Origin of the sequence: Synechococcus sp. UW106, from assembly GCF_900474015.1 — a bacterium.
GTDB lineage: Bacteria > Cyanobacteriota > Cyanobacteriia > PCC-6307 > Cyanobiaceae > Parasynechococcus.
This window is the reverse complement of sequence record NZ_UCNV01000008.1, coordinates 339390-364487: the sequence shown is the minus strand read 5'-3', so window position 1 is coordinate 364487 and position 25098 is coordinate 339390. Positions and strand designations below refer to the sequence as shown.

26 protein-coding genes are annotated in these 25098 nt (G+C 57.6%); 18 read left to right on the top strand and 8 right to left on the bottom strand.

Going from position 1 to position 25098, the window contains the following annotated elements:
• Positions 1-102: 102 nt before the first annotated feature.
• Positions 103-498, top strand: coding sequence for a DUF2237 family protein (locus tag DXY30_RS06715; protein ID WP_115094255.1), 396 nt, complete (start codon positions 103-105; stop codon positions 496-498).
• On the opposite strand, the gene DXY30_RS06710 is transcribed toward DXY30_RS06715, so the two are convergent.
• Positions 480-1208, bottom strand: coding sequence for an SDR family NAD(P)-dependent oxidoreductase (locus DXY30_RS06710; RefSeq protein WP_115093920.1), 729 nt, complete (start codon positions 1206-1208; stop codon positions 480-482). The genes DXY30_RS06715 and DXY30_RS06710 overlap by 19 nt on opposite strands.
• A gap of 76 nt (positions 1209-1284) precedes the next feature.
• On the opposite strand from DXY30_RS06710, the gene DXY30_RS06705 reads away from it, so the two are divergent.
• A complete protein-coding gene (locus DXY30_RS06705) occupies positions 1285-2202 on the top strand; it encodes a SpoIID/LytB domain-containing protein (protein WP_244281305.1) in 918 nt (305 codons plus the stop codon).
• A complete protein-coding gene (locus tag DXY30_RS06700) occupies positions 2192-3034 on the top strand; it encodes a DUF4922 domain-containing protein (protein ID WP_115093918.1) in 843 nt (280 codons plus the stop codon). Before DXY30_RS06705 ends, DXY30_RS06700 begins: the two co-directional genes overlap by 11 nt.
• Before the next feature lie 20 nt (positions 3035-3054).
• On the opposite strand, the gene DXY30_RS06695 is transcribed toward DXY30_RS06700, so the two are convergent.
• Positions 3055-3528: a hypothetical protein gene (locus DXY30_RS06695; RefSeq protein WP_137006810.1), complete on the bottom strand. Its 474-nt coding sequence runs from the start codon at positions 3526-3528 to the stop codon at positions 3055-3057.
• An 82-nt stretch (positions 3529-3610) separates the two neighbouring features.
• On the opposite strand from DXY30_RS06695, the gene DXY30_RS06690 reads away from it, so the two are divergent.
• The gene (locus tag DXY30_RS06690) at positions 3611-4324 is read left to right on the top strand and encodes a sigma-70 family RNA polymerase sigma factor (RefSeq protein ID WP_115093915.1); all 714 of its coding nucleotides are present in this window, start codon (positions 3611-3613) and stop codon (positions 4322-4324) included.
• Here the strand turns inward: DXY30_RS06690 and DXY30_RS06685 are convergent.
• The gene (locus tag DXY30_RS06685; RefSeq protein WP_115023087.1) at positions 4309-4494 is read right to left on the bottom strand and encodes a hypothetical protein; all 186 of its coding nucleotides are present in this window, start codon (positions 4492-4494) and stop codon (positions 4309-4311) included. The genes DXY30_RS06690 and DXY30_RS06685 overlap by 16 nt on opposite strands.
• A 155-nt stretch (positions 4495-4649) precedes the next feature.
• On the opposite strand from DXY30_RS06685, the gene DXY30_RS06680 reads away from it, so the two are divergent.
• A complete protein-coding gene (locus DXY30_RS06680; protein WP_115093913.1) occupies positions 4650-6194 on the top strand; it encodes a DUF3370 family protein in 1545 nt (514 codons plus the stop codon).
• Positions 6195-6272: 78 nt separating this feature from the next.
• Positions 6273-7220, top strand: coding sequence for a molecular chaperone DnaJ (locus DXY30_RS06675; protein ID WP_170951199.1), 948 nt, complete (start codon positions 6273-6275; stop codon positions 7218-7220).
• A 63-nt stretch (positions 7221-7283) separates the two neighbouring features.
• On the opposite strand, the gene DXY30_RS06670 is transcribed toward DXY30_RS06675, so the two are convergent.
• Together DXY30_RS06670 and DXY30_RS06665 are read right to left on the bottom strand one after the other, a co-directional pair.
• Positions 7284-7817, bottom strand: a complete 534-nt coding sequence (locus tag DXY30_RS06670) for a YqhA family protein (protein ID WP_115093908.1) — start codon at positions 7815-7817, stop codon at positions 7284-7286.
• Between the two features lie 534 nt (positions 7818-8351).
• On the bottom strand, positions 8352-8846 hold the full coding sequence (locus tag DXY30_RS06665; RefSeq protein ID WP_115023095.1) for an allophycocyanin subunit alpha-B: 495 nt from the start codon (positions 8844-8846) through the stop codon (positions 8352-8354).
• Positions 8847-8946: 100 nt separating this feature from the next.
• On the opposite strand from DXY30_RS06665, the gene rlmD reads away from it, so the two are divergent.
• The gene (gene rlmD / locus DXY30_RS06660; RefSeq protein ID WP_115093907.1) at positions 8947-10344 is read left to right on the top strand and encodes a 23S rRNA (uracil(1939)-C(5))-methyltransferase RlmD; all 1398 of its coding nucleotides are present in this window, start codon (positions 8947-8949) and stop codon (positions 10342-10344) included.
• On the opposite strand, the gene pheT is transcribed toward rlmD, so the two are convergent.
• The gene (gene pheT, locus DXY30_RS06655) at positions 10334-12757 is read right to left on the bottom strand and encodes a phenylalanine--tRNA ligase subunit beta (protein WP_115093905.1); all 2424 of its coding nucleotides are present in this window, start codon (positions 12755-12757) and stop codon (positions 10334-10336) included. The two genes, rlmD and pheT, sit on opposite strands and share 11 nt — an antisense overlap.
• Positions 12758-12883: 126 nt before the next feature.
• On the opposite strand from pheT, the gene rpmG reads away from it, so the two are divergent.
• Genes rpmG through DXY30_RS06640 form a run of 3 tightly spaced genes read left to right on the top strand, consistent with a single transcriptional unit; the run spans position 12884 to position 15379 of the window.
• On the top strand, positions 12884-13078 hold the full coding sequence (rpmG, locus tag DXY30_RS06650) for a 50S ribosomal protein L33 (protein ID WP_006851071.1): 195 nt from the start codon (positions 12884-12886) through the stop codon (positions 13076-13078).
• A gap of 38 nt (positions 13079-13116) precedes the next feature.
• The gene (rpsR, locus tag DXY30_RS06645; RefSeq protein WP_006041316.1) at positions 13117-13338 is read left to right on the top strand and encodes a 30S ribosomal protein S18; all 222 of its coding nucleotides are present in this window, start codon (positions 13117-13119) and stop codon (positions 13336-13338) included.
• Positions 13339-13348: 10 nt separating this feature from the next.
• On the top strand, positions 13349-15379 hold the full coding sequence (locus DXY30_RS06640) for a ribonuclease catalytic domain-containing protein (RefSeq protein WP_115093903.1): 2031 nt from the start codon (positions 13349-13351) through the stop codon (positions 15377-15379).
• On the opposite strand, the gene DXY30_RS06635 is transcribed toward DXY30_RS06640, so the two are convergent.
• Complete coding sequence (locus DXY30_RS06635) at positions 15376-17154, bottom strand: FAD-dependent oxidoreductase (RefSeq protein ID WP_115093901.1); 1779 nt, start codon at positions 17152-17154, stop codon at positions 15376-15378. The two genes, DXY30_RS06640 and DXY30_RS06635, sit on opposite strands and share 4 nt — an antisense overlap.
• A gap of 86 nt (positions 17155-17240) precedes the next feature.
• Here DXY30_RS06635 and metG point away from each other — a divergent pair, with 86 nt between their 5' ends.
• A complete protein-coding gene (gene metG / locus DXY30_RS06630) occupies positions 17241-18785 on the top strand; it encodes a methionine--tRNA ligase (protein ID WP_115093899.1) in 1545 nt (514 codons plus the stop codon).
• Positions 18786-18793: 8 nt separating this feature from the next.
• A complete protein-coding gene (gene lptC / locus DXY30_RS06625) occupies positions 18794-19963 on the top strand; it encodes an LPS export ABC transporter periplasmic protein LptC (RefSeq protein WP_115093897.1) in 1170 nt (389 codons plus the stop codon).
• Here the strand turns inward: lptC and DXY30_RS06620 are convergent.
• Positions 19908-20558, bottom strand: a complete 651-nt coding sequence (locus tag DXY30_RS06620) for a cofactor assembly of complex C subunit B (protein WP_115093895.1) — start codon at positions 20556-20558, stop codon at positions 19908-19910. The two genes, lptC and DXY30_RS06620, sit on opposite strands and share 56 nt — an antisense overlap.
• A 62-nt stretch (positions 20559-20620) precedes the next feature.
• Between DXY30_RS06620 and DXY30_RS06615 the strand changes: the two genes are divergently transcribed.
• From DXY30_RS06615 to DXY30_RS06590, 6 genes are all read left to right on the top strand, one after another.
• A complete protein-coding gene (locus DXY30_RS06615; protein ID WP_115093894.1) occupies positions 20621-21028 on the top strand; it encodes a tellurite resistance TerB family protein in 408 nt (135 codons plus the stop codon).
• 33 nt (positions 21029-21061) lie between these two features.
• Positions 21062-21733 (top strand): photosystem II repair protein Psb32, encoded by a 672-nt coding sequence (psb32, locus tag DXY30_RS06610; protein WP_115093892.1) that lies wholly within the window; start codon positions 21062-21064, stop codon positions 21731-21733.
• A gap of 13 nt (positions 21734-21746) precedes the next feature.
• The gene (gene pxcA / locus DXY30_RS06605; protein ID WP_115093890.1) at positions 21747-22895 is read left to right on the top strand and encodes a proton extrusion protein PcxA; all 1149 of its coding nucleotides are present in this window, start codon (positions 21747-21749) and stop codon (positions 22893-22895) included.
• On the top strand, positions 22882-23466 hold the full coding sequence (cobU, locus tag DXY30_RS06600) for a bifunctional adenosylcobinamide kinase/adenosylcobinamide-phosphate guanylyltransferase (RefSeq protein WP_244281303.1): 585 nt from the start codon (positions 22882-22884) through the stop codon (positions 23464-23466). The genes pxcA and cobU overlap by 14 nt, the downstream gene beginning before the upstream one ends.
• Positions 23463-23954, top strand: coding sequence for a tRNA (cytidine(34)-2'-O)-methyltransferase (locus DXY30_RS06595; protein WP_115093888.1), 492 nt, complete (start codon positions 23463-23465; stop codon positions 23952-23954). Before cobU ends, DXY30_RS06595 begins: the two co-directional genes overlap by 4 nt.
• Before the next feature lie 72 nt (positions 23955-24026).
• Positions 24027-25076 carry a M23 family metallopeptidase gene (locus tag DXY30_RS06590; RefSeq protein ID WP_115094249.1) on the top strand — a complete coding sequence of 350 codons (1050 nt, stop codon included), beginning with the start codon at positions 24027-24029 and terminating at the stop codon, positions 25074-25076.
• The last annotated feature ends 22 nt before the right edge of the window (positions 25077-25098 follow it).

Sequence of the window (25098 nt, the reverse complement as noted above, 5' to 3'; positions counted from 1 at the left end):
ATGACTGAATGACCTTTAACCCGCTCCCCCAGGGGTTCGTCAACCGTCTGGAGTCAAAATGTGCCAGTCCTTGGGCAGACTCCCCTTCTCTCCAGCAGTCAGATGTCCAGCAATAGCCCCGAATTTTCACCGGCCAACAACGTTCTCGGGGAACCGCTTCAGAGTTGCAGTTGCAAGCCGATGACGGGCTGGTATCGCAATGGTCTCTGCCAAACCGATCCAACGGATCACGGCCAGCACAGCATCTGCTGTGTGATGACCGAACAGTTTCTCAGTTACAGCAAAGCCCAGGGCAATGACCTGATGACCCCAGTGCCAGCGTTTCAATTCCCCGGGTTGAAACCTGGGGATCACTGGTGTGTTTGTGCACCGCGATGGAGACAGGCCTATGAAGACGGCGTTGCGCCCCTTGTCCGGTTAGAGGCGACAGAAGACACAGCTCTGAACGTGGTCAGCCTCGAGCAGCTGAAGCAACACGCTCACCAGTCGATCGACTGACCATCCCAAGCGAGAAAGCTTCCTGACTTGGCTGGGGTCTGTTGAAGCAGAACCTCCACCAACTGCTGGGCAGCCCGCTCGGGTGTGAACAACTTCTCGGGGGCGACAAAGCTCTGGAACGGACGAGACAACGCTGTGTCCGTTGTGCCCGGATGCAACAGGCTGACTGTGGCCAGGGGCCAGCGGCGGGACCATTCAATGCTCAGAGAGCGCAGAAGCTGGTTCTGCGCCGCTTTAGCAGCCCTATAGCCGTACCAGCCACCACTGCGGTTATCACCAATGCTGCCCACCCGGGCACTCAGGCTGGCGAAATGGAATGGTTGATCCCGGTCCAGTAGGGGTTCAATCGCTTTGGCCAGGAGGATCGGAGCAATGGCATTGATTCCGAATTGCTGCTCCAACTGGAAGCGGTCGACCTGTTGAAGACGTTTTTCTGGATGAAGCTCAGGTCCGTGCAGACGGCCGGCGCAGTTGAACACCAAACGCAGTGGCATCGCCTGATCACGCAGGATTGCCGCCAGAGCGTCCAGATCGCTGTCGTTCTCGATGTCCAAACGCAGCGAGCAGGCTGATGTCCCATGACGTCCAGCCGTCAGAACCTTGAGGCCAGGACAGGACCGCCTCAGTTCCGCCGCGACCGCCGAACCGATGCCACCAGGACCGACCACCAAGGCCAGGCCAACCCAGTCGGTCGAGGACGCTTCGACCATGTGATCTTGCTGCGGAGTGGAGACCGTCTAACGGAAATCGGGCATCATCGGCTGCAAGCTCCGTCGAGCACCTTTGGTGGCGAATCGCAGTCGTTACTGGCCCCCTGCAGCGCTCGGAGCTCTGCTCATGGCCGCCTTGGTGGGCTGGCTTGCACGACCTCTCCCTCAGCAAGCCGACCAGAAGCCTCTCAGCCTGCTTGAGCTGCTCGAGGATGATTCAACCGATGCTGGCGCAGCCCCATCCAAAACGTCGGCCGTTCAAACACCTAAAAACGTCGTTCCCAAGGTGCCACTGGGGGCTGAAGCCGTTCCACTGGACATCCGAGTTGGTCTGGTCAGCCAGACGCCGGTCACAGCTTTCTGGCCGGGTCGCAACGTCCTGTGTCGCAACCATGCGGGCTCCGTGGTCCCTGCCCAGCAATTGGGCAGCACAATCGCTTCATCCACCCAACAGGAGATTCACTGCTCCGGAGGGCACGTTCAGATCAATCAACAGCGCTATCTGGGGGATGTATCTCTGCTCAAAAGCGAACGTGATTGGCTCGCCGTGATTTCCCTTGATTTGGAAACCTATGTGGCCTCGGTCGTTGGTGCAGAAATGCCCAGCCAGTGGCACCAAGAGGCCTTGAAGGCACAAGCTGTGGCAGCACGCTCCTATGCCCTGGCGCATCTTGCAAGACCAGCAACAACGGCATATCACTTGGGCGACACGACACGCTGGCAGGTGTACTCGGGTGAGACAAGCACCACCCAGGCCAGTCGATCAGCTACTTGGGAGACCCGAGGGATCATCCTCAGTTACGCCGGTGGCATTGTGGAAAGCCTGTATGCATCTAACGAGCAAGTCAGTGCTGAAGCCCATGGCCATCTCGGCGCAAGCATGAGTCAAACCGGGGCCCAGCAACTCGCCCGTCAAGGACTCTCCTTCAATGCAATTCTTGGCAGGTACTACAGAGGAGCCTCACTGGCACGGTTGAAACGGCATGACCAGTGAACTGCTCCGACAAGCGAATGGCGTTGCGGCTGAAGCGAAAGCATCCGGAGCTTTGGTTCCGCTCAAGACCTCGCTAACGCACCTGATGGGAGAGGGAGGCACCAGCTTTGAGCTGCGCCATCTCCTTAGCGCAACACCAAAACACTTGCGAGCCGCAGGCCCCAAGCCAAATCCTTTCCTCCCCTGGGATCAACGGCTGGAGGTGGAACGGATCGGCGATTCGCACGTGGTGATTCTGAACAAATATCCGGTTCAGTCTGCCCACATGCTGCTGATAACCCAGACCTGGCAACCCCAAACCGGTTGGTTGTCACTTGACGATTGGCGTGCCCTCGCCTTGGTCGATGCAACAACCACTGGATTGTGGTTTTTCAATAGCGGTCCCAATGCTGGCGCCAGTCAGCCGCATCGCCATCTGCAGTTGTTACCTCGAACAGCAGGGGAACCAATTTGCGCAAGGCAAGATTGGTTCCGACGTTGTGCTGCAGATCCAACGGTCCTGGCGGATGACCCTCTGTTCCGGAGCAGCCGTGTTGCACCGCTCACTTCACCACTGACAGGTGAAACGCTCCACCGGATCTATCTTTCGCTTGCTGGAGAACTCGGGCTGGGATCCCCGTCAAACGACAGCTGTCCAAGGGGTGCCTATAACCTTCTGCTGTCACGCCAATGGATGGCCATTGTTCGGCGTCAAACAGAAGGCATTCGTGGTTTCAGCGTCAATGCCCTTGGTTTTGCTGGGTCCTTGCTGAGTACCGCTGAATCCGATCGTGAATGGATTCAGCGATCAGGGCCAGAAGCCCTGCTTCGCGCTGTTGTTGAAGCGGTCTGAAGTAAGTGAGTCAAAGAGGCTCAGGCCTTGGCCGTTGCTTTCTCCAACTGGCTGATGATCACGTCGCGATAGTCGGAAGCCAAGTCGTGAAATCCCTGTTCAATCAAACCGGCGATGACGTCGATGGCTTCGTCTTCGCACTCGGGAATCAGCACCACCCCACGATTACGACCGAGGATCATCTTCTGAATGATCGATTGCATTTTGCGTGGTTTTCCTGAGGGGTCGGCGAGAACCTCCTCGGCAGGTATAAACCGAGAACGGTGTTGATTTTTGGAATTGATCTGTGCGATGAAAAGATACTGATTTCCGTTGATTTCTACCAATCCTCTGAATTCAGAGAGCTTGTCGCTGGCATCAACACAACAGAAATTGTTGTTCTGTGATGGTGATTCGCCATCAAAGCCACGAATTCTCGAGATCGTCGCGTCGGCTTCGAAGGATTCTTGACCCAGGCGGGTCACCAGCAATTCACAGATGGCGCGCTGATTCAAGACCACAAAGAAATGATCTCAATTAGACCCGTTCTCAGTGCTCCGCTTTGTAGCGAGAGGAACAGGTCTCAAGGAGTACCGAATGGAGTTTGTGCCGTGGTGGCACGGATGCCAAGGCTTACCCCGCTCTGCCAAGGCTGGAGATGAGATCGACTCGCATCCTTTGAACAAGAAATGCCTTCAGCGTCGGAACCGTCAGATTCAGGACAACTTGCATCTGGTCCGTCCCATTGCGCGCCATTACGCCCTGCAAACAGGCCTCGAGCAAGATGATCTCCTGCAGGTGGGCTGTCTCGGACTGATCAAGGCTTCAAACCGATTTGAAACCAAGCGAGGAACGACATTCCCCAGCTTCGCTAAACCGCATATCCGGGGAGCCATTCTTCACTTTCTACGGGACAAGGTTGGTGTAATCCGCCTTCCAAGAGCCGTTGAGGAACGGGCCATGAGGATGCTGCGAAGCCCTGAAGGCTGCTTAAACGCTGCTAATGCTCTGGTCGTTCACCAGTACCGCAGCAAGCATCACTGGGTGGAGTTCAACGATGACCTGGTCGACGACACCCCGCAGGGGATCGAATTGGTCGCACGTTCAGAAGCGTGGCAGCGGGTTCGAGCAATGTTCCTGAGGATTGGAACAGATGAACAACGTGTCCTGCAAATGGTCGTGATCGATGGAATGAGCCTTAGGCAGACAGCGCAACAACTCGGGATTTCAGCGATGACGGTTCAACGACGCGTCAAACGCGGCCTGAGAAGCCTCGCGAGCCAATTGAACGAAGATCAAGCCGGGGTTTGAGTGTCGCGGTCCATTTGTTCCTGGAGTGTCTTGATGGCGGCGTTCAGGGCCGAAAGTTGCCGTTCAGCACTATCCCTCCAAAAACGCAGCATCGACAGCTTCCGTTCCTGATGGTGCCGGCGCAAGGTTGCGTGATCAGTGGTGCCGCTGCAGCAGAAAGGAGGAAGCATGTCAGCAAAAGCAATCCCTTAGATCCTGACGGATTTTCAGACGTGATGCGACTCCTCAATCACTTGGCTCTCGCAGGAGGTGGACCTACGGTATGCATTCACAACATCTGCAATGTGGTGTCGACGTCCAAGCGAACACCACGACAACAAGCCGCATGAGTCTCAGACGAGTCCCAGCATTGGTCTTGCTCTGCGTCTCGTTTACGGGGCTTGAGTTTGTTTTGCAGGGGAGGGGTGAGGCATACGTTGCCTTGATGGCTGGTCAGCGTGCACGCCCCTTAAACGGGACGTTTAACAACGTCCCGGTTCTGCATTCAAACCAGCCAGAGATTGTCACTGGTCCAGGGATTCTGGTGAACACAGCGCCCGGATCGGCCATCGCTGCTGAGTCCAACCAGCCGCTTCGTAACGCTGCCTACTCCTTCAATGGTGAGTTCGGCGTTCACATGCATCACAAGTACTACCCCCAGGACCTGTCAAAGCTTGGTGGACGTCGATCCAGGGGCTTGATGACCCTGGCTCTGATTGCAACGAATCCTGGATCGAAGCCAATCACGCTTCAATTTGACCGTGGTTCCGTCAAAAACAGTTTTGAGGCGCCGTATCACCCAAATCGCCTGATGGGGGTGAAGCCCCTTGGGAAGCGTCCCTGGAATACAGGACCGGGTGATGCCACTGCCGTTCAACTGCTTCGCGGTGAATTAGACCGCAAACTGCCCGATCGTCTTGAGATACCCGCTGGAGGACGACGGGTCGTGGTACGAACCGTGCTGCCTGCCCGTGGCATCGCCAACGGTCTGTTGAGGGGACGCAGCAATGGTCCTTTCACCATGGCTGTCGTCGCTGCTGAGCAATCAGCACAGGATTCCGATCTCTTTGCGGTGCTGCAGTCAGGTCGCTTGGCGCCTGGACGTATTTATCTCAACCGTATTCGTGAAATCCAGCTCGGCAGGGTCTTCTCGCGCGTGGCTGGAGTGGCTCTCGGCGATGCCTACAAGGCTCAGATCCACCACGATCTCGGTCAGGGGGCACTCCATGTTCCTCTTACCAGTACGAAGCGGCATCACTTCGGCACGCGCGACATTCAGGTCAATCCATTAACAACGCGGATGGTGGATTCCGCTTTGAACAACGTTGGCACCTACGGCGTCCGTTACGACGTGACACTCAACCTCTCAGGTGCGGGCCCCCATCAACTTGTGCTCAGTCACCCGGTTGTTTCCGGAAAGAAAACGTTCACTGCCTTCCGTGGATCGCTGCAGATTGTTCAGGATCAGACGCTTCAGGAGGTTCACGTCGGCATGCGCTCAGGCGAGAGCCTGGCCCTGGCGGATCTCAACCTGGCTCCTGGCACAACCAAGGCTGTCAAGGTGAGTTTGGTCTATCCAGCTGATGCCACACCTGGCCACCTGCTGAGTGTTGTTCCTGTACAGCAACTGGCCATGCTTCACCGGCGTCAGCAGCAACAGCGTGACGCCCAGGTCAAACTGGCCGAAACCAAATCTCGCAAGGTGGGGCCCAAAACCGCACCGCCACAACCCCCGCTAACGCCTGTTGTTGTGAAGCCGGCTCCCATGCAGCAGAAGCGCAACTCCGCCCCCCTTCCTTCGACGCCTGCAATCGTGCCTGCCACCAGTCCTCGCTACAGCGAGGTGATCCAATCTCAGCAGCAGTGGTTGCTTCAGCTGCAGGGTCGATAACCTTCGCAGAGCAGGACTGAACTTTTGAGCGGCGAGGACTCAAAACGTCAACGGATCTCTGTCGAGATGTCAGAGCCCATGGTCGAGTTGATTGACCAGCTCAAGGGTGAATACGGAGCACGCTCTCGGGGGCGTGTGCTCGAAATGCTTTTGCAGGATCTGCTCGATCCTGGCGATGGGAGCACCGGTCCTGAGGAAACATCCGTCAAAGACGAGGGTGAACCAGAGGCGACAACCAGCACTGATGAGATAACGAGTCTGGTTTTGATTGGCTCCGGGAGTCTTCACCACAATGCAGAACCGAGCCAACCTCCCGATCCCAGCGAACCTTCCGCCAACGTTTCTTCGGGCATTGACCTTCCAGGTTTCGTGAGCAAGCGAACCGGTCAGCTCAAAGCGACACTCCGCTCGCCGCAGCAACGAGATTCCGCTCAGAACGACCCCTTGGTATCGACGGTTGATCCTTCTGATTTACGAGATGCCAGTGCTGCTGCAGAAGATCACTGGAGATCTCTGTATGGACAACCACCGGGCCCCACGGTGATCGAAGCCTCCATGACTTGGCTAGCTCGGGACGTCTGGTTCAGCACTGACGCCAGTGATGGGCGGCCGTTTACCTGGTCTGCGGCCAATGCTGCTGTTCAGACGCTTTGTGCTGGCTGGGAGTCCCGTGACCCTTCCCTCGGCCGGGTCATGGCCGTTGCAGGTGCGCTTGAGGATCCATTCGCCACCTCATCCCTGGCGGAACGCATGCCGACGTTGATCCGCCGGTTTGTCAATCGTTTTCGTCGCAGCCGTCAGGTCACATCCTTCGAAACTCTTGAGTCCACGATGACGGTCCATGGGGCGCTCAATCTTTTAGGCCTGTCCACACGAGCGGGCACAGCGGTGACGTTGAGCTCCATTCGGGATGCCTACAAGCAGCGGGCCCTGGAAGCACATCCCGATGCAGGCGGATCAACCGATGCGATGCGTCGACTCAATGAGGCCTACCGACTGCTGCGCGAGTTGTACCGCAATCGCTAGTGCAATCGTCTAATTCAAGACGCAGGTCTGGACCCTGAATGAGTCGCGCCTGAGACGGTTGCGCTAGACCTTTTCTTCCGCTCCATGGCTCCGAACAATCAACCAGGCACTGAGAGCGAGCATCACCACCGAACCACTGAGTGCCAGTAGATCGGTGGCATTTTTCACCTCAAAACCAATTGTCTTTTTGAACGCTGCGACAATCAGGCCGACAACAATCACGTTGGAGAGATTGTTTTTAAGGCTTTGCAGGCTGTTCACCGAAAGGATGTTGGTGTGTTGTTCAGAGCCTCCTTCAAGGCGCGGATCAAGGTCTGAAATCACCAATTCATAGATGCCATAGCCAAAGATAAGCAAGGCAATGCCGATGACGAAATAATCAACACCTCCCACCATCTGAGCGATGGTCTTGGCTGCGAAGCTTTTTGTGCTGAAGGGCATTCGCAGGATCACGACAAAAGCGTTAAAGACTTCAATCGCCCCAATAACGAAGCAGCCGACGCTACCGAGGAGGCTAAGCACGACGGGAACAATGCTGATCAGACGAAATTTCCAGATGAGCCGCTCAAACCGCCTTTCAATCCAACGGGCGATCATGGAAAATTCACAGCGGCAACCACCGCTAGCACAGAACGCAAAACGAGCTCATTTGTCTCATGCGTGACTCACTGCCGGTCTCATGTCGCATCTTGCCTGCGAAGCCTGCTAATTAATAAGATCGCCAAAAGCTGTTTTTTATTGGTTCACGCCTGAGACACTGGTGCAATTCATTCCAGCGAACAATAATTCCGATTGTCGTTCGTCCATGGCCAGTCCAGCTCTTGTGCACGAGCCGCTAGAACCATTGATTGCAGCCTTTTTGAGACTTGCGTACCTGCTGTAGACACAGGTACGCAACTATTTCATCCTGGATTTGGGTTTTCGGGGCCTATTTATCTGTTTCTCAAGTCTTGCTCTGGAATTAGTACAAGACTCGTCCTGCGTCTTGTACAAGCCGACCGAGATTGTTCTCGTACTTATTGGTCTCGACTGCGTCCAGTCTTGAATCTTGTCTTTTGTCTCAAAAGCGATAACTGAGCAATAAAAAAACCGGGCTCAAAGGCCCGGTTTTAAGCGATAAGGATCCTTGGATCAGGTTGACGTCTGCATGCCTTGAATCAGGTAGTCGAAATAAGGCGACGTGAGCTTCACCTGCTGTTCCGACAAAAGGGCCAGGGAGGCATCCTTCATGCACTTGATGGCTTCCACCATGCCTGGCATCGGAACACCCAGGCTGTTGTACATCTCGCGTGCGCCCACCAAGCCGATCTCCTGGATCATTTCGGTGCTACCCGCAAGGACTCCGTAGGTGACCAAGCGCAGGTACCAGCTGTAGTCACGCAGGCACTGGGCGCGCTGACGTTGACCGTAGGCATTGCCGCCAGGGGCGACGTACTCCGGCTTACGACCAAACAACTGCTTGGCAGATTCGTCGACGATCTTCTTTTCGTTCTCGGTCAGAACCTTGACCACAGACACGCGCATGGCGCCTTGGTCAAGGAAATCCACCATCGTGCGGAGTTCGCCACTGGTGGGATACCGCAGATCGTCATCGGCCTGGAGGATGAGATCCCGGACAACGCTCATGGAACTGGGCAGGCTTCGTGGAGTTTAGTGGTCTCGACCCGTTCACCCGACCCAACTCCGCCCGGGTGTTACGCCATTGCAATGGCAGGGAACCTTGAGCATGACCAACGCCGACAGCTCGAACAGCAATGAACCGCGGCCGGGGCTCACCATCGAGGTGGAATCTGTTGACCTCGACCGTGACGGAAAAGGACTGGCCCGTTGGAACAACTGGGTGGTTGTCGTGCCTGATCTCCTGCCCGGGGAGCGTGCCACTGTTCAACTCCAGCAACGCCAACGTTCCCGCTGGTTGAGCCGACGCGTAGAGCTGATCTCCGTCTCCGAGGTTCGGCGCCGTCCCCCTTGCATCCTTGCTGACGACTGTGGTGGCTGCACCCTGCAACGTCTGGATGATCCAGCTCAGACCCGTTGGAAAGAGCAGCAGATCCAACAGACCATGCAGCGGATTGGAGGAATCAACCTTGCACCCGCGGCTCCCCTGGTTGATGCCGACCGGTGCTTCGGCTATCGCAACCGAGCCCTGATTCCTTTAAAGCGAGACCAGAACGGACGCCTGAAAGCTGGATACTTCCGTCCCAGGTCCCACAAGATTGTCAATCTGAATCACTGTCCGGTGCTTGATCCACGTCTGGATGCACTGTTGGAACCCATCAAAAAAGATCTTGATGCAGGGGGGTGGCCGGCCGACCATGACCTCATCGAAGCCCAAGGTTTGCGCCATCTCGGCCTTCGTTTGGCCAGCGCCACTGGCGATGTGTTGATCACTCTGATCAGCAGCCATGGCAAACTTCCTGGACTCCAGGACCTTGCCCAGACCTGGGTTCAGCGATGGCCTGAGGTGAAGGGTGTCTGCCTGAACCTTCAACCGAAGGCCAACAATCTCGTTCTCGGTCGAACGACCCACTGCCTCGCCGGTTCGCCGACCATCGAGGAACAGTTCTGCGGCATCAAGCTTTCCCTGAGCAGCACCACCTTTGTTCAGGTGAACACATCACAAGCGGAACGCATTGTTAAGCGGCTGACTGACTGGCTGTCGTTTCAGTGTGGTGGCGGAACCGTGGTCGACGCCTACTGCGGTGTAGGAACCATTGCTCTACCCCTGGCAAAGGCTGGCTTTCATGTTCAGGGTTTGGAATTGAATGCCGACTCTGTGGAGCAAGCTCGGCTGAACGCCATGCACAACGGCCTTTCCTCACGCTGTGAATTTCATCAAGGTGATGTGGCCGATTTGCTCGCCTCTCAGCTTGAGAACTGCCAAGCCCTCGTTCTGGACCCACCCCGACGGGGCCTCGATCGCCGCGTGGTAGCCAGCATTCTTGAACAACCTGCCGAAGTGCTGGCTTACCTCAGTTGTGATCCCGCCACCCAGGCAAGGGATCTCAAAGAACTACTTGCACCATCAGGCCCCTACGAGCTGGAAACTGTTCAGCCCGTTGACTTCTTCCCCCAAACAACTCACCTTGAGTCCTTGGCGCTGATGAAGCGAATCAGCTCCTGAGCTCGGCCTGAAACTGCTTGCTTAAAGCAGCCCGCACCTTGTCGTGCACCGGCTGGATTTTGTCGTCAGTCAAGGTTTCGTTCTTGCCGCGATAGCGCAGACGAAAGGCCTGGCTGACCTTGTTGTCACCGAGTTGCGCACCTTCATAGCGATCCACCAACTCCACCTGCTCCAGCAGAGGCTTGCCCGCTTTGCGGATGGCTTGAATCAGGTCCGCAGCTGTATTGGAACGATCGACTACGACGGCAAGATCCCGTTCACTGAAGGGCACGGTCGGGTATGCCTTGAAGGACGGGGTCCAGCGGTTGCTGCGGGTGGCGGCATCCAACAGACGCGTCAGATCTAGTTCAAACAGATATGTCGCTTCGGGGAGATCCAGCTCCTCAGCCAGGGCAGGGTGGAGTTGACCGAAACAGCCGAGGGGACGACCCTCCAGGACCAGGGTGGCGGCCCGGCCTGGATGCAGTCGTGGATCGTCAGACAGTCGACGATCAGACAGCTCAAGTTGCAGGGCTTCCATCACCCTGGTCAGAACACCACGGGCCTGGAAATAGTCCGGTGTTTGCGGTTTACCACTGGTTCTCCAGATGGAGAGGCGCCGATCTCCGCAAATCACGCCACCGAGTACAGCTGTTTGGTTCACAGCGTCAGCTGATCCGCTGTAAGTGTTGCCGATCTCGAAGACGGAACACCCGCGCTGGGATGCCTTCAGGTTGCGCACGCAGATCTGCAGATGTTCCTCCCAGAGATTGGTGCGCAGATGGCTGGTATCGGCGAGCAAAGGGTTACTGATGGCAATGCGCTGTTCTTGCTCTGAACCCGGAACAAGCGACAGGGTGGTCACTTCCTGAAGGCCCGTCGCACAGAACAGCTGCCGTAAGCGCCGTTCCGCCTGCTGGCGTGGTGTCAATACACCTGGTTCAAGCGGATCAGGCAGATGAGTTCCGAAACGGTCGAAGCCGACCAGACGCGCCACTTCTTCAATCAGATCCACTTCACGCTGCAGGTCTTGGCGTCTTGAGGGTGGCGCTATGACCTGCCACCCCTCGTCAAAGGCTGAGAGTTGACAGCCCAGGGCTGTCAAACAGGTCTCGATGCTGCGGTCGTCCAGATCTTCAGCGCCGTCCGGCCCGACGAGAGGGCCAAGCAGTTGATGCAGTGCATTGCGCCGCAACATCACTGGTGCGGGGTCAGCGGGACCATCCCCACCAACCCAGCGGCCCGTCTCGGTGCAGGCGAACTCCTTGTTTAACAACGCAGAGGCCCGAGCTGAACAAGCCAGGGTCATCTCTACGGGCAAGCCTTTTTCGTAACGGCTGCTGGCATCCGTGCGCAACCCGAGAGCCCGGGCGGACTGGCGAACCCGCGGTGGTGCAAACAGGGCGGATTCCAGCCAGATATTCCGTGTCTGGGCGGTCACGCCACTCTCGAGACTCCCCATCACCCCCGCGATGGCCACAGGAAGGTCATGACAGGTGACGACCTGAACGCGGCTGTCGAGGCTGCGCTTCTGATCATCCAGACCCACAAAGGTTTCCCTGTCGCGAGCGGGACGGACGGCAAAACTCTGGGCATCCACCGGTTGCCCTGTTAGTTGTTCCAGCGCATCGGCATCAAAGGCGTGGAGGGGCTGCCCCTGCTCCAGCATCACCAGATTGGTGACGTCGACCACCGCATTCACACTGTTCACCCCACCGCGCTCAAGCCGCTGCTGCAACCAGGTCGGTGACTGCTTGGAGCCATCCACGCCCTCGATCCTGGTGATCGAGTAAAAGCAGCCATCCATGTCCGTGGTCAGCGGTCTGGTGCTGGGATCAAGATCCAGCTGGGGCAGGCTCAAGCTCCCACCGGTCAGGGCCGCCACCTCGCGAGCAATACCCACCATGGACAGGCCGTCGGGGCGATTGGCGGTGATCGCCAGCTCCAAGACGGTGTCATCAAGGCCCAGCAGTGGCGCCACTGGTGCACCCGCCGCAGGCAGCGTTGCCTGGAGCTCATCAAGGATGGCGATGCCGTCGGATTGCTCCGTCAGGCCCAGTTCCGTCAGGGAGCAGATCATCCCGTTGCTGGCAACTCCGCGGAGTTCGCCGGCCTTGATCGTCAAACCAACGGCGGGGAGGGTCGCTCCGACCATGGCGACTGGAACATGAATGCCGGCGCGAACGTTGCTGGCACCACAGACGATCTGGATCGGCTCTTGGGCACCGACATCGACGCTGCAGACGCTGAGCTTGTCGGCATTGGGGTGTTTGTCCCGTTTGAGCACATTGCCGACCACCACGCCCTGGGCGCGCGCGCTGAGGTCATCAACGTCGTCCACCTCAAAGCCCGCCATGGAGAGACGCTCCGACAGATCGTCCACGGATTCATTCACCTGGACCAGCTGTTTCAGCCAGGAGATGGATACCCGCATCGGATCAAAGCCAGACAGCGCGCGATCTTAGGAAGTCCCCCTTGGAGTGCTGCTAAGTGCCTGTCGGGTCAGGGGGTAAGCTCGATGTTTGTCAATTCGCTTCGCACCTGCGGCGCAACGTCCTTTATGGCCAAGAACAAGGGCGTCCGGATCGTGATCACTCTCGAGTGCACCGAATGCCGGTCCAATCCCGCCAAGCGTTCACCCGGCGTGTCTCGCTACACGACGGAAAAGAACCGCCGGAACACCACCGAACGGCTGGAGATCAAAAAGTTCTGTCCCCACTGCAACAAGTCCACGCTCCATAAGGAGATCAAGTGACCTTGCAGGTCCGTCTTTCCTCCATCCGTTCCTGAGTCATGTCCAGCTCCTTCTTCAAGAAGCGTCTCTCGCCGATCAAGCCCGGTGATCCCATCGATTACAAAGATGTGGATCTTCTCAAGAAGTTCATCACCGAGCGCGGCAAGATCCTTCCCCGTCGCCTCACCGGTTTGACCGCCAAACAGCAGCGCGATCTCACAAACGCCGTCAAGCGTGCACGCATCGTTGCCCTTCTGCCGTTCGTGAACCCCGAAGGTTGATCCTCGGGCGTTGAACAACTCCATCCAACCCGGAGACACCGTCGCGGTTGTTCTTAAGGGTTCCCCACTCATCGGCCGTCTTCTGTCCATCAAGGGCAGCAAGGCGGTTGTTTCTTTTGGCGGTCAACGTCGGGATCAGGGCCTCCCCCTGCGAGACCTGATTGCTATCGATCCGGAGCATCTTTTCGATAACAGCGTTCTGCCCGCTCCCGAGCAGGTGCAGGACAGCGCCCCATCAGCCCGGGCTGTTGTTGAGGCCTGGCAGCTGTTGGAAACGGATCAACCAGGCGGAATGGCTCGACTCAGCCTCTGCGAACTGGGAGAGCTTGTACTGACACCCCTCAACCTCGAAGGTTTGGCAGCACTGTGGAGCTGGGTGCAGGGGTCCCAGCAGTTGTTCCGCTGGCGTCGAGACCGCTTACTCCAACCGCTGACCCTCGAGGAGCGTGCCAGCCAGCGGCGCCAGCGCCGTTCTGAGCGCCAAGCGCTAATAAAGGAACAGCGGCTGCTTACCCTGCTCCGAACGGAGCGCAGTCTCACCACCGATGAACAAGCCGAGCTGGGGCAGGTCTGGATCGAGCGCTTCAGCCATTGGATTCAGTTGCTGAAAGACAATCCCGCTTCAGTCGGCTCAGACCCCGAGCTTCAGCAATGGTCTACCCAGTTGTCGATTGGGTCGGACGCCGCCGATCTGCGGCACTGGTTGATCGTGCGTGGATTGCTCGATCCCAATCAACCGATCGCCCTGAGAGGCAGTGTCTGGTCCCGCAGCTTTCCCCACGATCTGGAGGTGGAAGCGGAACGTCTCGTTGCGGTCTCTGATGAGGATCAACCAGGGGATGAGCAACGCATCGACCTCACCAACCTGGCGACCTACAGCCTTGACGATGCGGGCACCCGTGAAATTGATGATGCGCTGTCGCTCGAGCGGCGAGATGGATGCGATTGGATCTGGATCCATATCGCTGATCCCAGTCGTCTCATTGGTGCCGACTCTCCACTCGATCTGGAGGCCCGACGACGGGCCACCAGTCTCTACCTCGCCGATGGGGTCATGCCGATGCTGCCCCTCGTGTTGGCAGCTGGCCCCCTCAGCCTTCGTGCCGGTCAGCGTTGCGCAGCACTGAGTGTCGCCGTCAGGCTTGGGGACGACGGTGCGGTGATAGAGCACCGCATTGCCCGCAGCTGGATTCGACCCCGCTACGGACTGACCTATTCCGACGGTGATGAGCTCATCGATTTGGCCCCCCCTGGCGATGAGGCTCTTTCGGATCTGTCTCGACTGTTGCTGCAGCGAATGCGCTGGCGTTGCTCCAACGGGGCTGTGATGTTTGATCGGCCGGAAGGACGCTTTCGCCGTTGCGATGAATCGCTGTCACTGCAGGTGATTGACCCGTCACCCTCCCGCTTGATGGTGAGTGAAGCGATGCTTCTGATGGGTGCAGTTATGGCCAGCTTTGGGCAACAGCACGACCTCCCGCTTCCGTACCGCAGCCAACCTGCAGCGGAGTTGCCCTCCAGCGATGAACTCGATCGGATCCCAGAAGGTCCAGCACGCGACGCGGCGATCAAGCGATGCTTGAGTCGCGGCGTACAGGGCACACGACCGATGCCCCATTTCAGCCTCGGATTGGCCGCCTATGTGCAGGCGACATCACCGATCCGTCGTTACGCAGATCTCGTGACCCACCGGCAGATTCTTGCGCAGCTCTCTGCTGTTCAACCGATGGGGGAGGAGCGTCTTGGTGAACTGATCGACGATCTCGACGACCCTCTGCGCCAATCCATTCAGATCAGTCGAGAGGATCAACGCCACTGGCAGCAGGTGTGGTTCGCCGAGCGTCCAAGCACCGTTTGGTCAGCAGAATTCCTGCGTTGGTTGCGCCCCCAGGATCGATTGGCCCTGGTTCATGTCAGCGACCTGGCGATGGATCTGGTGGGATGTGTCGCCTCCACAGACCCAGCGCCAGGCGACACTCTGGAGCTCAGGGTGGGTTGTGCTGATCCCGTGCGCGGGGAGTTGCAGCTTCTAATCGATTAATCCAGAACTCCGGTGATCCGGACCCAGGGTCCCCATGGATTTTTGATCCCGCGCAGGTTCAGCCTCTGACCTGAGTGATCAGTGGAGGCAAGCCAGTGATGAATGGCTGGTTCCAGGGTGATGAGAGGCCAGCTTTCATAAGCGCTCTTCAACTCGTATCCCTCTTCGGCATTGCCAGTGAGCACGCCGTTTAATGCGATCTCATGCCGCTGGTTTGGCGCTTGATTCAACCCTGGCTGTTTCAGATCTCTTGATGGCCGGCCTGCAAATTCGGCCCATGCATCCAGTTGATCCGGCTGAGCCAAGCCCTGCTTCTGGGCCTCCGACCAGTGCGGATGCCAGTGGGGCCAGTCCCAGATCGGGAGCACTGCAGCCGGGGCTTGTGGCTCGTCAATCAGGGCTGACTGGATCTCATCGACCGCCAGATCGCCAATGGCACATCCCTGTCGAACGGCCAGGGCCGCTGCAAGACCAGCCACCTGGCCCAGATTCAGAATCAATGGCTGCAACCGGGTTGCCCCGTTGGCCATGTGGCTGACGCTGACTCCTTTCTCCGCCATCACCAGGTTGGCAACGGAATCACAGATAAGGGCATCGAATGGGATGCAGAACGGGGTACCGCTCCAACGTCCTCCCCAGCGCACACTTTTCGGAGCCAGGGGCCAGTCCTCACCGGGATAGTGATGGTCATTGGCGTAGGTCCCCACAGCGATGCTGGTGCAGCGTCCCTTGGCATCGATCGGGAGCGGTCCACGAAGGGCGCCCGTGGAGATCGGCAATAGGTCGCGTTCCGTCACCGTTGTTCTGCCGATCAAGCGCCGACTTTCACGCCAGTACGGCATCAAAGCCAGGCTGGGGTCTTCTCCAGGAAAGGCGTTGCCGGGAGCAATCCAACCGCCGCTGCATTCCGACAGCGCAGCGAGAAAATCCTTGCTGTGAAGCTGCATCTCATGGGCCAGATCTTCGCGTTCCTGGGCATCGGCACTGATGGCCCGACCGAGTCCGTTGTGCCAGTCATTGCCCTTCAGAGGCCAGTTCACCATGACCAGGCCGCCCGGCAGACGGCCATAGGTCACAGTTTTTTCAAGGCCAAAATTGGCAGTGCTGCGCTGAAACGGGGCCCGTGGAATTGCATTGAGGTGCTGCTGAGCGAGCTCCCCATGCAATTGCCCCATCACCACCCACGTCGGTGACTGAACCGGTTGTCGTTGGAAGAACGTCTCGTTCTCAAGCCTTGATTGCTCAGGTGCGCTGGGTTCATCCCAGAGCTCCTTGGCTTCCCAACCCCAACGGAAAGGGGCCGAAGTCTGGGCCAGCAGCTCACCAAGGTCACTGCCATCAATAAAGACCTCCGCTGCAACGGTCTCGACACCATCCGCTCTGAGGATCTGAACTGAGTGGATGTGGCCTTGACGGCAGTGGACTTGCTCCAGCCTGCAGTTGGCGCGCCACTCAAGCTTCGGCTCAGCCGCCACCCAGCGTTGCAGGATCTGTTCCGCTGTCTGCGGTCGGTATCCGAAACAGCTCACCCAGTTGTGGTCCAGGCCAGTCGGTTCCTCCAGTTCCAGCTGCCGAAGAAAAGCGCCCCAAAGTCCGGTCTGCCAGCAACTCAACTCATGGCCATCCGGAGCACAGACTCCAGCCGAGCTCACCATGCCTCCCAGCCATGGCCCTGGGCTGAGCAAAGTCGTTTCAGCACCTGATCTCGCGCTTTGCAGGGCGGCTGCGACCCCCCCGCAGCCGCCACCCCAAACCACCACGTCGCGGTGCGTCATGGAAACGGGCTGTTGGAGTGGATCGCGATGGGCATGATCGTTAGAGTCTGGCGTCGCTGCGGTGCAGCGGAGTTCGAGTTTTTCTGATGCCTTACACCCTTACGACTCCGCTCTATTACGTCAACGATCGGCCCCATCTGGGAAGTACCTATACGACCTTGGCCTGTGATGCACTGGCACGGTTCGAGCGCCTATGCCTGCAGGAGGTGACCTTTGTCACCGGCGTTGACGAGCATGGGCAAAAGATTCAACGCACGGCTGAACGACAGCAGCTCAGTCCTCAGGACCACTGCGACCGCGTCAGCAGCCGCTACCGCGACCTTTGGAAACAGTGGGGGATTTCAGACGATCGCTTCGTGCGTACCACCAACCCGCGCCATTTGAAGTTGGTGGAGCAGTTCTACGAGCGGGTCAAGGCATCAGGCGACATCGTTGTCGGCAATCAGACGGGCTGGTATTGCGTCGATTGTGAGGAATACAAGGATGATCCTGCTGAGGCGGAGTCCCCGTCATGTGCGATCCACCGCAAGCCTCTGGAATGGCGCGATGAGGAGAACCTTTTCTTCCGGCTTTCCCGTTACCAGTCCGCCATTGAAGAGTTAGTGGCTCGGGACGACTTCATCGCTCCCGCCAGCAGACGTCAGGAGGTTCGAAATTTTGTCGCCCAGGGTCTCCGCGACTTCTCCATTTCCCGCGTGAATGTGTCCTGGGGTCTGCCTGTGCCCGATCATCCCGGCCACACCTTCTACGTCTGGTTTGATGCACTTCTTGGCTATCTGACCGCGCTTCTCGATGACGGAGAACCGGTGTCTCTCAATCGACTCGGCTCCTGCGGTTGGCCGGCTTCCGTTCACGTGATTGGCAAGGACATTCTTCGCTTTCATGCCGTCTTCTGGCCTGCCATGTGCATGTCTGCGGGTCTGCCGGTACCGCAAAAGGTTTTCGGCCATGGCTTTCTCACCCGCGAGGGGCAAAAGATGGGGAAATCCCTCGGCAACGTGCTGGATCCAGAATTGCTGCTGGAGCGATGCGGCACCGATGCCGTTCGCTGGTACCTGTTGCGCGATATCCAATTCGGAGACGACGGTGATTTCCAACAGCAGCGCTTCGTCGATTTGGTCAATAACGATCTGGCCAACACCATCGGCAATCTTCTGAACCGCACGTCATCGATGGCGCGGAAGTGGTTTGACGACAGCGTTCCCCCTGCCGGGGCTGCCACCGACCCTGGCCATCCCTTGGCTCTGAAGGCCGCTGTAACCGTCAGCACGGTGATGGACGCCATGCCGAATCTCGCCTTCAAGACCGCGGCCGAGTCGATTCTTCAATTGGCGATTGCAGCGAACGGCCATCTGAATGACACCGCTCCTTGGAGCCGAATGAAAGAACCCGGCCAAGAGGCCAGCGTGGGCGAAGATCTTTTCGCTGTGTTGGAGACCACTCGAATCGTCGGTCTTCTGCTCGCTCCGCTGCTGCCAGACCTCAGTCAGCGCATCCTGGCCCAGCTGGGGCAGCGACTTGATTCCAAGAACTGGTCGAACCAGCTGATATGGGGCAGGCTGAGCAGCGGTTCCGCCCTGCCCAAACCAACCCCGGTGATGCAGCGGTTGGAACTGGATGAACCGCTTTGAGGGAAAGCATGCATTGCCTGTCTCGCTGTGGTCTTACAGCAGCCCTCGTGGCAACCTCGCTTTTGGCCGCCTGCAGTTCCAGCCGGCATTCCACGATTGAACCCACCCCTTCGTTCGTCTTCCGATCTCTTGATTTGAGTCAGCGAGCCGACAATGGTGATCGTGACTGGGATTTGACCAGCCCAGAGGCGCGCTACGACCTGAGCAGTCGAACCATTCGCGCGCGGCGCCCCCAGGGGATCTTGTATCGGGACGATCAACCGCACTACCGGATCACCGCTGATCTGGCCACGGTGTTGAGGGATGGTGAACTCGTCGTCCTTGAAGGGTCGGTTCATCTCCGTCAGTTGAACCAACGGGGGCTAACGATCAAGGGGGACAACCTGATTTGGACGCCCACTCAGTCGCTGATGGTGATCAATCAAAGGCCGATGGCGAGTGATGGCCAGACGCAAATCCGTTCCCGTGAGCTGGCCTTTCAACAGGACACTGAACTCTTGGTCTTCGACGGTCCAACAGAGCTGAAACGTCGAGATGAGGCAAGCGACAACAGCACCTCCACAGACGACAATCCTGATTCAACAGTGGTGCGTGGTGGCAGCGGCAACTGGAATTTGCGGAGCGGTCTGATGCAGGCTCCGGGCCAGGTTGAGGCTGTTCGACGCGATGGCCGGAAGCTCAGTGCTTCAGGGTTAAGTGGCAACACCCGCCAGGGATTTCTCGATCTGCAGGAGCCGGTCACGCTTCTTCTCGAGAACGACCGTGGCACCATCACCGCCGGCCGAACGCGCTGGTTGTTCTCGGCGCAGCAGCTCCAGTCCGTGCAACCGGTAAAGGCTGAATTGCAGAACAGCACAGTTCAAGGCAAGGGTTTCAAGCTTGATGAACGCAGCGGTACGGTGATCATCCCCAGCGACTGTCGTCTGCAGCAGAAGCAGGAAACCCTCACAGCTCGCCGTTGCAGTTGGAACTGGAACAGTGAACGGGTCGTGGCTGATGGAGATGTCGTGTTGCGCCGAAAGAAACCAGAGCAGACCACGCGGGCCTCAAGGATGGAAGCCACGATCACGGACGATGGCGAGATCCGTTTCGGCCAACCGGGTCAGCGTGTTGAATCAACGATCAAGCTGAATCCCAAGACCGATGCGAAACGTCCTCGGTCTCCAGTGTCGTTCTGAGTCGCTGAGCCCATCCCTCCAGCCAACGCTCATCTGAGCGGCTGAAACAACGGGGCGACCAGCCCCCCACAATCACCACCCCCTGCTGTCCCATGGGGCACACGACAATTGCTGGAAGCGACTGCAGCATCCCGTCAAATTCGGCCCGACCGGGAAAAAGTGTGGTGTTCACGAGAGAGATGGTCTGTTCACGGTCCATGGCTCGCTTGGTGATGGCTCCTGGTTGGAAGGGGTCCTGACTGATCAGGCCCCTTCGCAACACAACCTGCTGACGCCAAAGCACCAGAACCGAAGCAGCTGGAGTCGCTGTCAGAAGCATGTGACTTCCCCAGGCCAGCTCCTGTTTCTGAACATCATTGAACTGCTCGAACAACACCAGTCCCTGCTCTCCCTTCAACGACACCTTCTCAGCTGATTTCGGGTTGGCCCTTGTCCAGAGAACGGCTACCAACATCAGTCCCACCGATGCCATGCCTGCCAGAACCTCTGCCCTTTGGAGGTCTGGTGTGACCGTTCCCGCTAACCCCGCATTTGTCACGGTCAGACCCAGCAACAGGAGCGCACAGATCAGAACGACACGGGCGGGGGCTGGCATCAACGATGGGGGCTGTCAGAACGCAATCATCCTGCTCAAATACGGACACGTATGTCCCTGCCATGACGACTCAAGAGGCCTTTGCCGCCATAGCCCTAGCCGCTGTTGCCTGTGATGGAAGACTCGGGAGGGATGAAGCACACGCCCTCCGGTGTCAACTGGAGTACCGATCCCTTTACAGCGACAGTTCTGAAGCTGCGATGGGGGAATTGTTTGATCGGTTGCTGCTTCTGCTGAGGGACCAGGGAGTTGATGGTCTGATTGCATCTGCCCTGCCCCAGCTCAACGCAAGACAGCAGCAGTCTGCCCTTGCTGTGGCGGCTCATCTTGTCCATGCCGATCGCAAGGTCACTCCGGAGGAGAGCGAATTCCTGGATCAACTCACCTCTCAAATGTCTCTGCCCGTCAACGAGGCCCGCATGGTCGTTCAAGCAATTGAGGCGCTCAACCGCGACATGCTGGACAGCTAACGGCAGACTGAGGAGGTCATAACGCTTGATGGGATGTCCCTTTCCGCCCGACGCCTGTTGGCCAGCTTGCTCAGTTTCGGGATCTGTCTGCTTCTCTTGGCCCCTGCCAGCCTCGCGATAGCTCCTGCTGCCTTAGGCGGAAGCCTGCCGGAGACACTGGTGATCGACGAAGCGGATGTGCTCAGCCGTGCCAGTCGTGGCGAATTGGAGGCGAAGTTACGCAGTTTTGATGATCAACGGGTGGATGCCCGTCTGATCACCCTGCGTCGCCTGGATTACGGCATCAGTCTGAACAACTTTGGTGAGGAACTTCTCGAAAGCTGGAGTTCTCCGACTGGCAATCCTCTCTTGTTGATGTTGATCGAAACTCAGAACAAGAAATCCGCCGTGGTTGCGGATCAGGAGCTGGAAGCTCAGCTTCCCGCCAGCCTTCTTTCCAGTACCGCCCGCACAACGATGACTGTGCCCCTGCGGGAAGGGGACCGCTACCGCCAGGCTTCCGTGGATGGTCTGACGCGTCTTTCGACAGTTCTCTCAGGTGGAGAGGACCCGGGCCCACCGCAGCAAATTGAACGCGTCACCCTGCCCACCAACATCCCAACCAAGGCGGAAACCGAAGAGAGCGATGCCACCAAATGGGTCATCATCCTTCTGGTGCTTGGAACCATCATTCCGATGGCGACCTGGTGGGTTTTCTCGCGCTGATTGAACGATTGAGATGAGCCGCCGTAACTGGATCAATTTATTCAGCTCCAAACAATCCGTTGAATTCTCCAGTGATCTTGAGCGTGGTTATGAGGCGGCTCTGCTCATTCAGAGCCTGGAACTGGAGTATTACGGAGACCGGCAGATCCGCCCTGACCTCAAGCTTTCCGTACCGCGAGCTGTTCAGGCCACGATTCTGCGCCGGTTTAAAACTGCACTGGCCATTTGCCGCAATTCAGCGGTCAATCTTTCTGAACAACGGGCGCAACTTGATTCTCAGGAGCTACGGCAACTCCAACTGATTGAAACCGTTGTCAGCCGCTATGGACCCCGACGTTCGAGTGGATCACCCTCTATTAGTCGCTCACCGGACGCGCTGCCCCGTTCACTTCTGGGTGTCTTTGACAGTATTCGACTGCAGTTGGATCCCTCAACTGAGGACAACGTTGTTGCAGGCTATCGACGCCGTCGTGACAGCACGTTGATCTCCCTGCGTGTTCTGCTCTTGCTGATTCTGGTTCCCTTGCTGGTTCAGCAGATCGCCGGCACGTATCTGATCTCACCTGCGGTGAATCACTTTTCACCTGAACTACCGTTCCTCAGTTACCCCAAGCCGCAGCTCGAAGAAAAGGCGGCTGAAAAGCTTCGCCTCTACAAACAGGAGCTGGAATTTGATGCATTTTTAAAAGGTGTGCCGCCTTTGGATGATGCTCAGTTGCGCGACCAGCTCACCGAGAAGGCGACGGAGCTCAAACATGATGCTGATGAGGAGAGTCTGAAGGCGATCAAAAACGTCTTTGCTGATCTCGCAGGTCTGATCGCTTTTGCGGTTGTGTGCCTGATCAGTCGCGACGAACTGCGGGTTCTCCGAGGATTTGTTGATGAGGCTGTATACGGCCTGAGTGATTCCGCCAAGGCCTTCGCCATTATTTTGTTCACCGATATCTTTGTGGGTTATCACAGCCCTGAAGGCTGGTCTGTGTTGCTGGATGGAATCGCAGAGCATTTCGGCCTTCCATCCAGCCAGAGTTTCGTCAATCTCTTCATTGCGACCTTCCCTGTCGTGTTAGCGACGATATTTAAGTATTGGATTTTCAGGTATCTCAACCGCGTCTCTCCGTCGTCCGTTGCGACCTTGAAAGGTATGAATGGCGGTGGTTGATCCAACGGCCCCTAACAAGCCCATGGTTTTAAGTATCAACAACGGTTTGATTCTGGTCAGCGGGCCAGCGCGCAGTGGAAAGAGTCGGTGGGCAGAGCATCTGCTGCACAACCACCCTGATGTGACGTACATCGCGACGGCAGCTGCCCGACCAGAAGACCTTGAGTGGCAGAAACGCCTTGATGCTCACCGACAGCGTCGTCCTGAGCACTGGGCTGTTGCTGAATCCGGTGCTGAGCTGGTGGAGGTCATTGAGACCCTTTCGCCAGGTCAGTCCGTGCTGATCGATGCGCTTGGTGGCTTTGTCGCACATCATTTGGAGCTCGATGCATCCGCCTGGAACCTGTTGTGTGAACGACTGATCGCTGCTGTCACGTCATCGCGCTGCACTTTTGTGCTCGTGATTGAAGAGACAGGATGGGGCGTCGTTCCCCCAACACGTATTGGTGGGCTGTTTCGAGACCGTTTGGGAGCTCTCGCTCAACAGTTGGATCGTGTTGCCGATGCTGCCTGGCTTGTTCTCCAGGGACGTGCTCTTGACCTTCATGCCCTTGGACGTGTGGTGCCATGACTGAGATGGAGCCCCTGCGTATTGCATTGTTCGAGCCACAGATTCCACCAAACACGGGGAATATTGCGCGTACCTCTGCTGCCTTCAGAGTGCCGCTGACGTTGATAGAACCCCTTGGCTTCAAGGTCGATGATCGCAGCGTTCGCCGTGCCGGTCTCGATTACTGGCCGCACGTACAACTCTCCATCGCCTCAGATTTTCCGGCATTCCAGTCACAACTTCTGCCGGAGCAGAGGTTGATCGGCTGTAGTCGTCGCGGTGGTGCATCACTCTCTTCATTTGAATTCAAACGGGGTGATGTTCTGCTCTTTGGACGTGAAGACACCGGTCTGCCGGACCCGGTTCGCGAGGCCTGCGACACCATTCTGACGATTCCGATGCCCGGTGCCGCCGATGACGCTGGCCAGGGTGGCGTGCGCAGCCTCAATCTTTCTGTGGCCTGTGCACTGGTGACCTACGTGGCTGGTCAGCAGTTGAGGTTGTGGTGATCACACCACTGCTCCAATCCCCCTTGCGCTGTGATGTTTGGCTCGTTACCTTCAGCGCGTCTGTTGGGTTTCATGCGCGCACTGCTTGTCGTAGCAACTGCTGTAACCCCTGTTGTGACGCTGGGAGTGTGGAGCTCTCTGCCCGGAATTGCTGATAACGCCACCTTCAATCTCGCTGAATTACCCCCACTCCCAATTGTTGAGTCTCCAGAGCCCGTTTCTCTCGCCAGCACAACAGACACCACAACGCGGCTTTGGTTCAAAGTTCTCTCGTCGACCCCACTGAACAGATTCGCTGATTTGCTTCGGCTGGACGCACAGAAGCTTGCGACGTTGAACAGCGTTTCTCCGGATCATGTTTTCGAGCCAACCAGTTGGCTTGCTCTTCCTGATTCAGCTCGGGTGGTTGCTGTGACACTGTCGTCTCTCGATCGAGCCAGTGAACGCAAAACGCTTCCTGTTTCGGCCCCACCTCCAGTCAGCAATATCGCGAAAATTCAGCAGGGTGATTCACTTGCTGCATTTCTCAAGCGTCATGGCGTGACCCAAGCGCAGTTGAAGACCTTTAATCCCGGTGTTCAGCTCAATGCCTTGACGGTCGGTCGGGAACTTCAGATCTCTAACGCATCCTCAGGTCAGTCTGTTCTCGCTGTTCGCCCGCTCCGCAGCGGCGGCGCCGCCTGGCCTCAGCAAACTCCATTGTCGACAGCTGATCATCCTGACAGCCTTAAGCCGCCGATTGTTGGTTATCAGTGGCCGACAAAGGGTGTGTTCACCTCCGGTTATGGATGGCGCTGGGGTCGGATGCACAAAGGGATTGACATCGCCAACAACACAGGAACTCCGGTTATTGCTGCACGGGATGGCATCGTCTCCTTCTCCGGCTGGAGCGGTGCCTATGGCTATCTGGTTGAAATCGCCCATAGCGATGGTGAGTCCACCCGTTACGCCCATAACAGTCGCCTTCTTGTCAAAAAAGGCCAGGTTGTTTCCCGTGGCGCGCGTATTTCTCTTATGGGAAGTACCGGTCGAAGCACAGGGCCCCACCTTCATTTTGAAATCCGTCGGGCCGGTGGTGCAGCCCTCAATCCTCTAGTCAAGCTGCCTGCACGCAAGGCTTGAGCAAATAACGATCCAGTCCGAA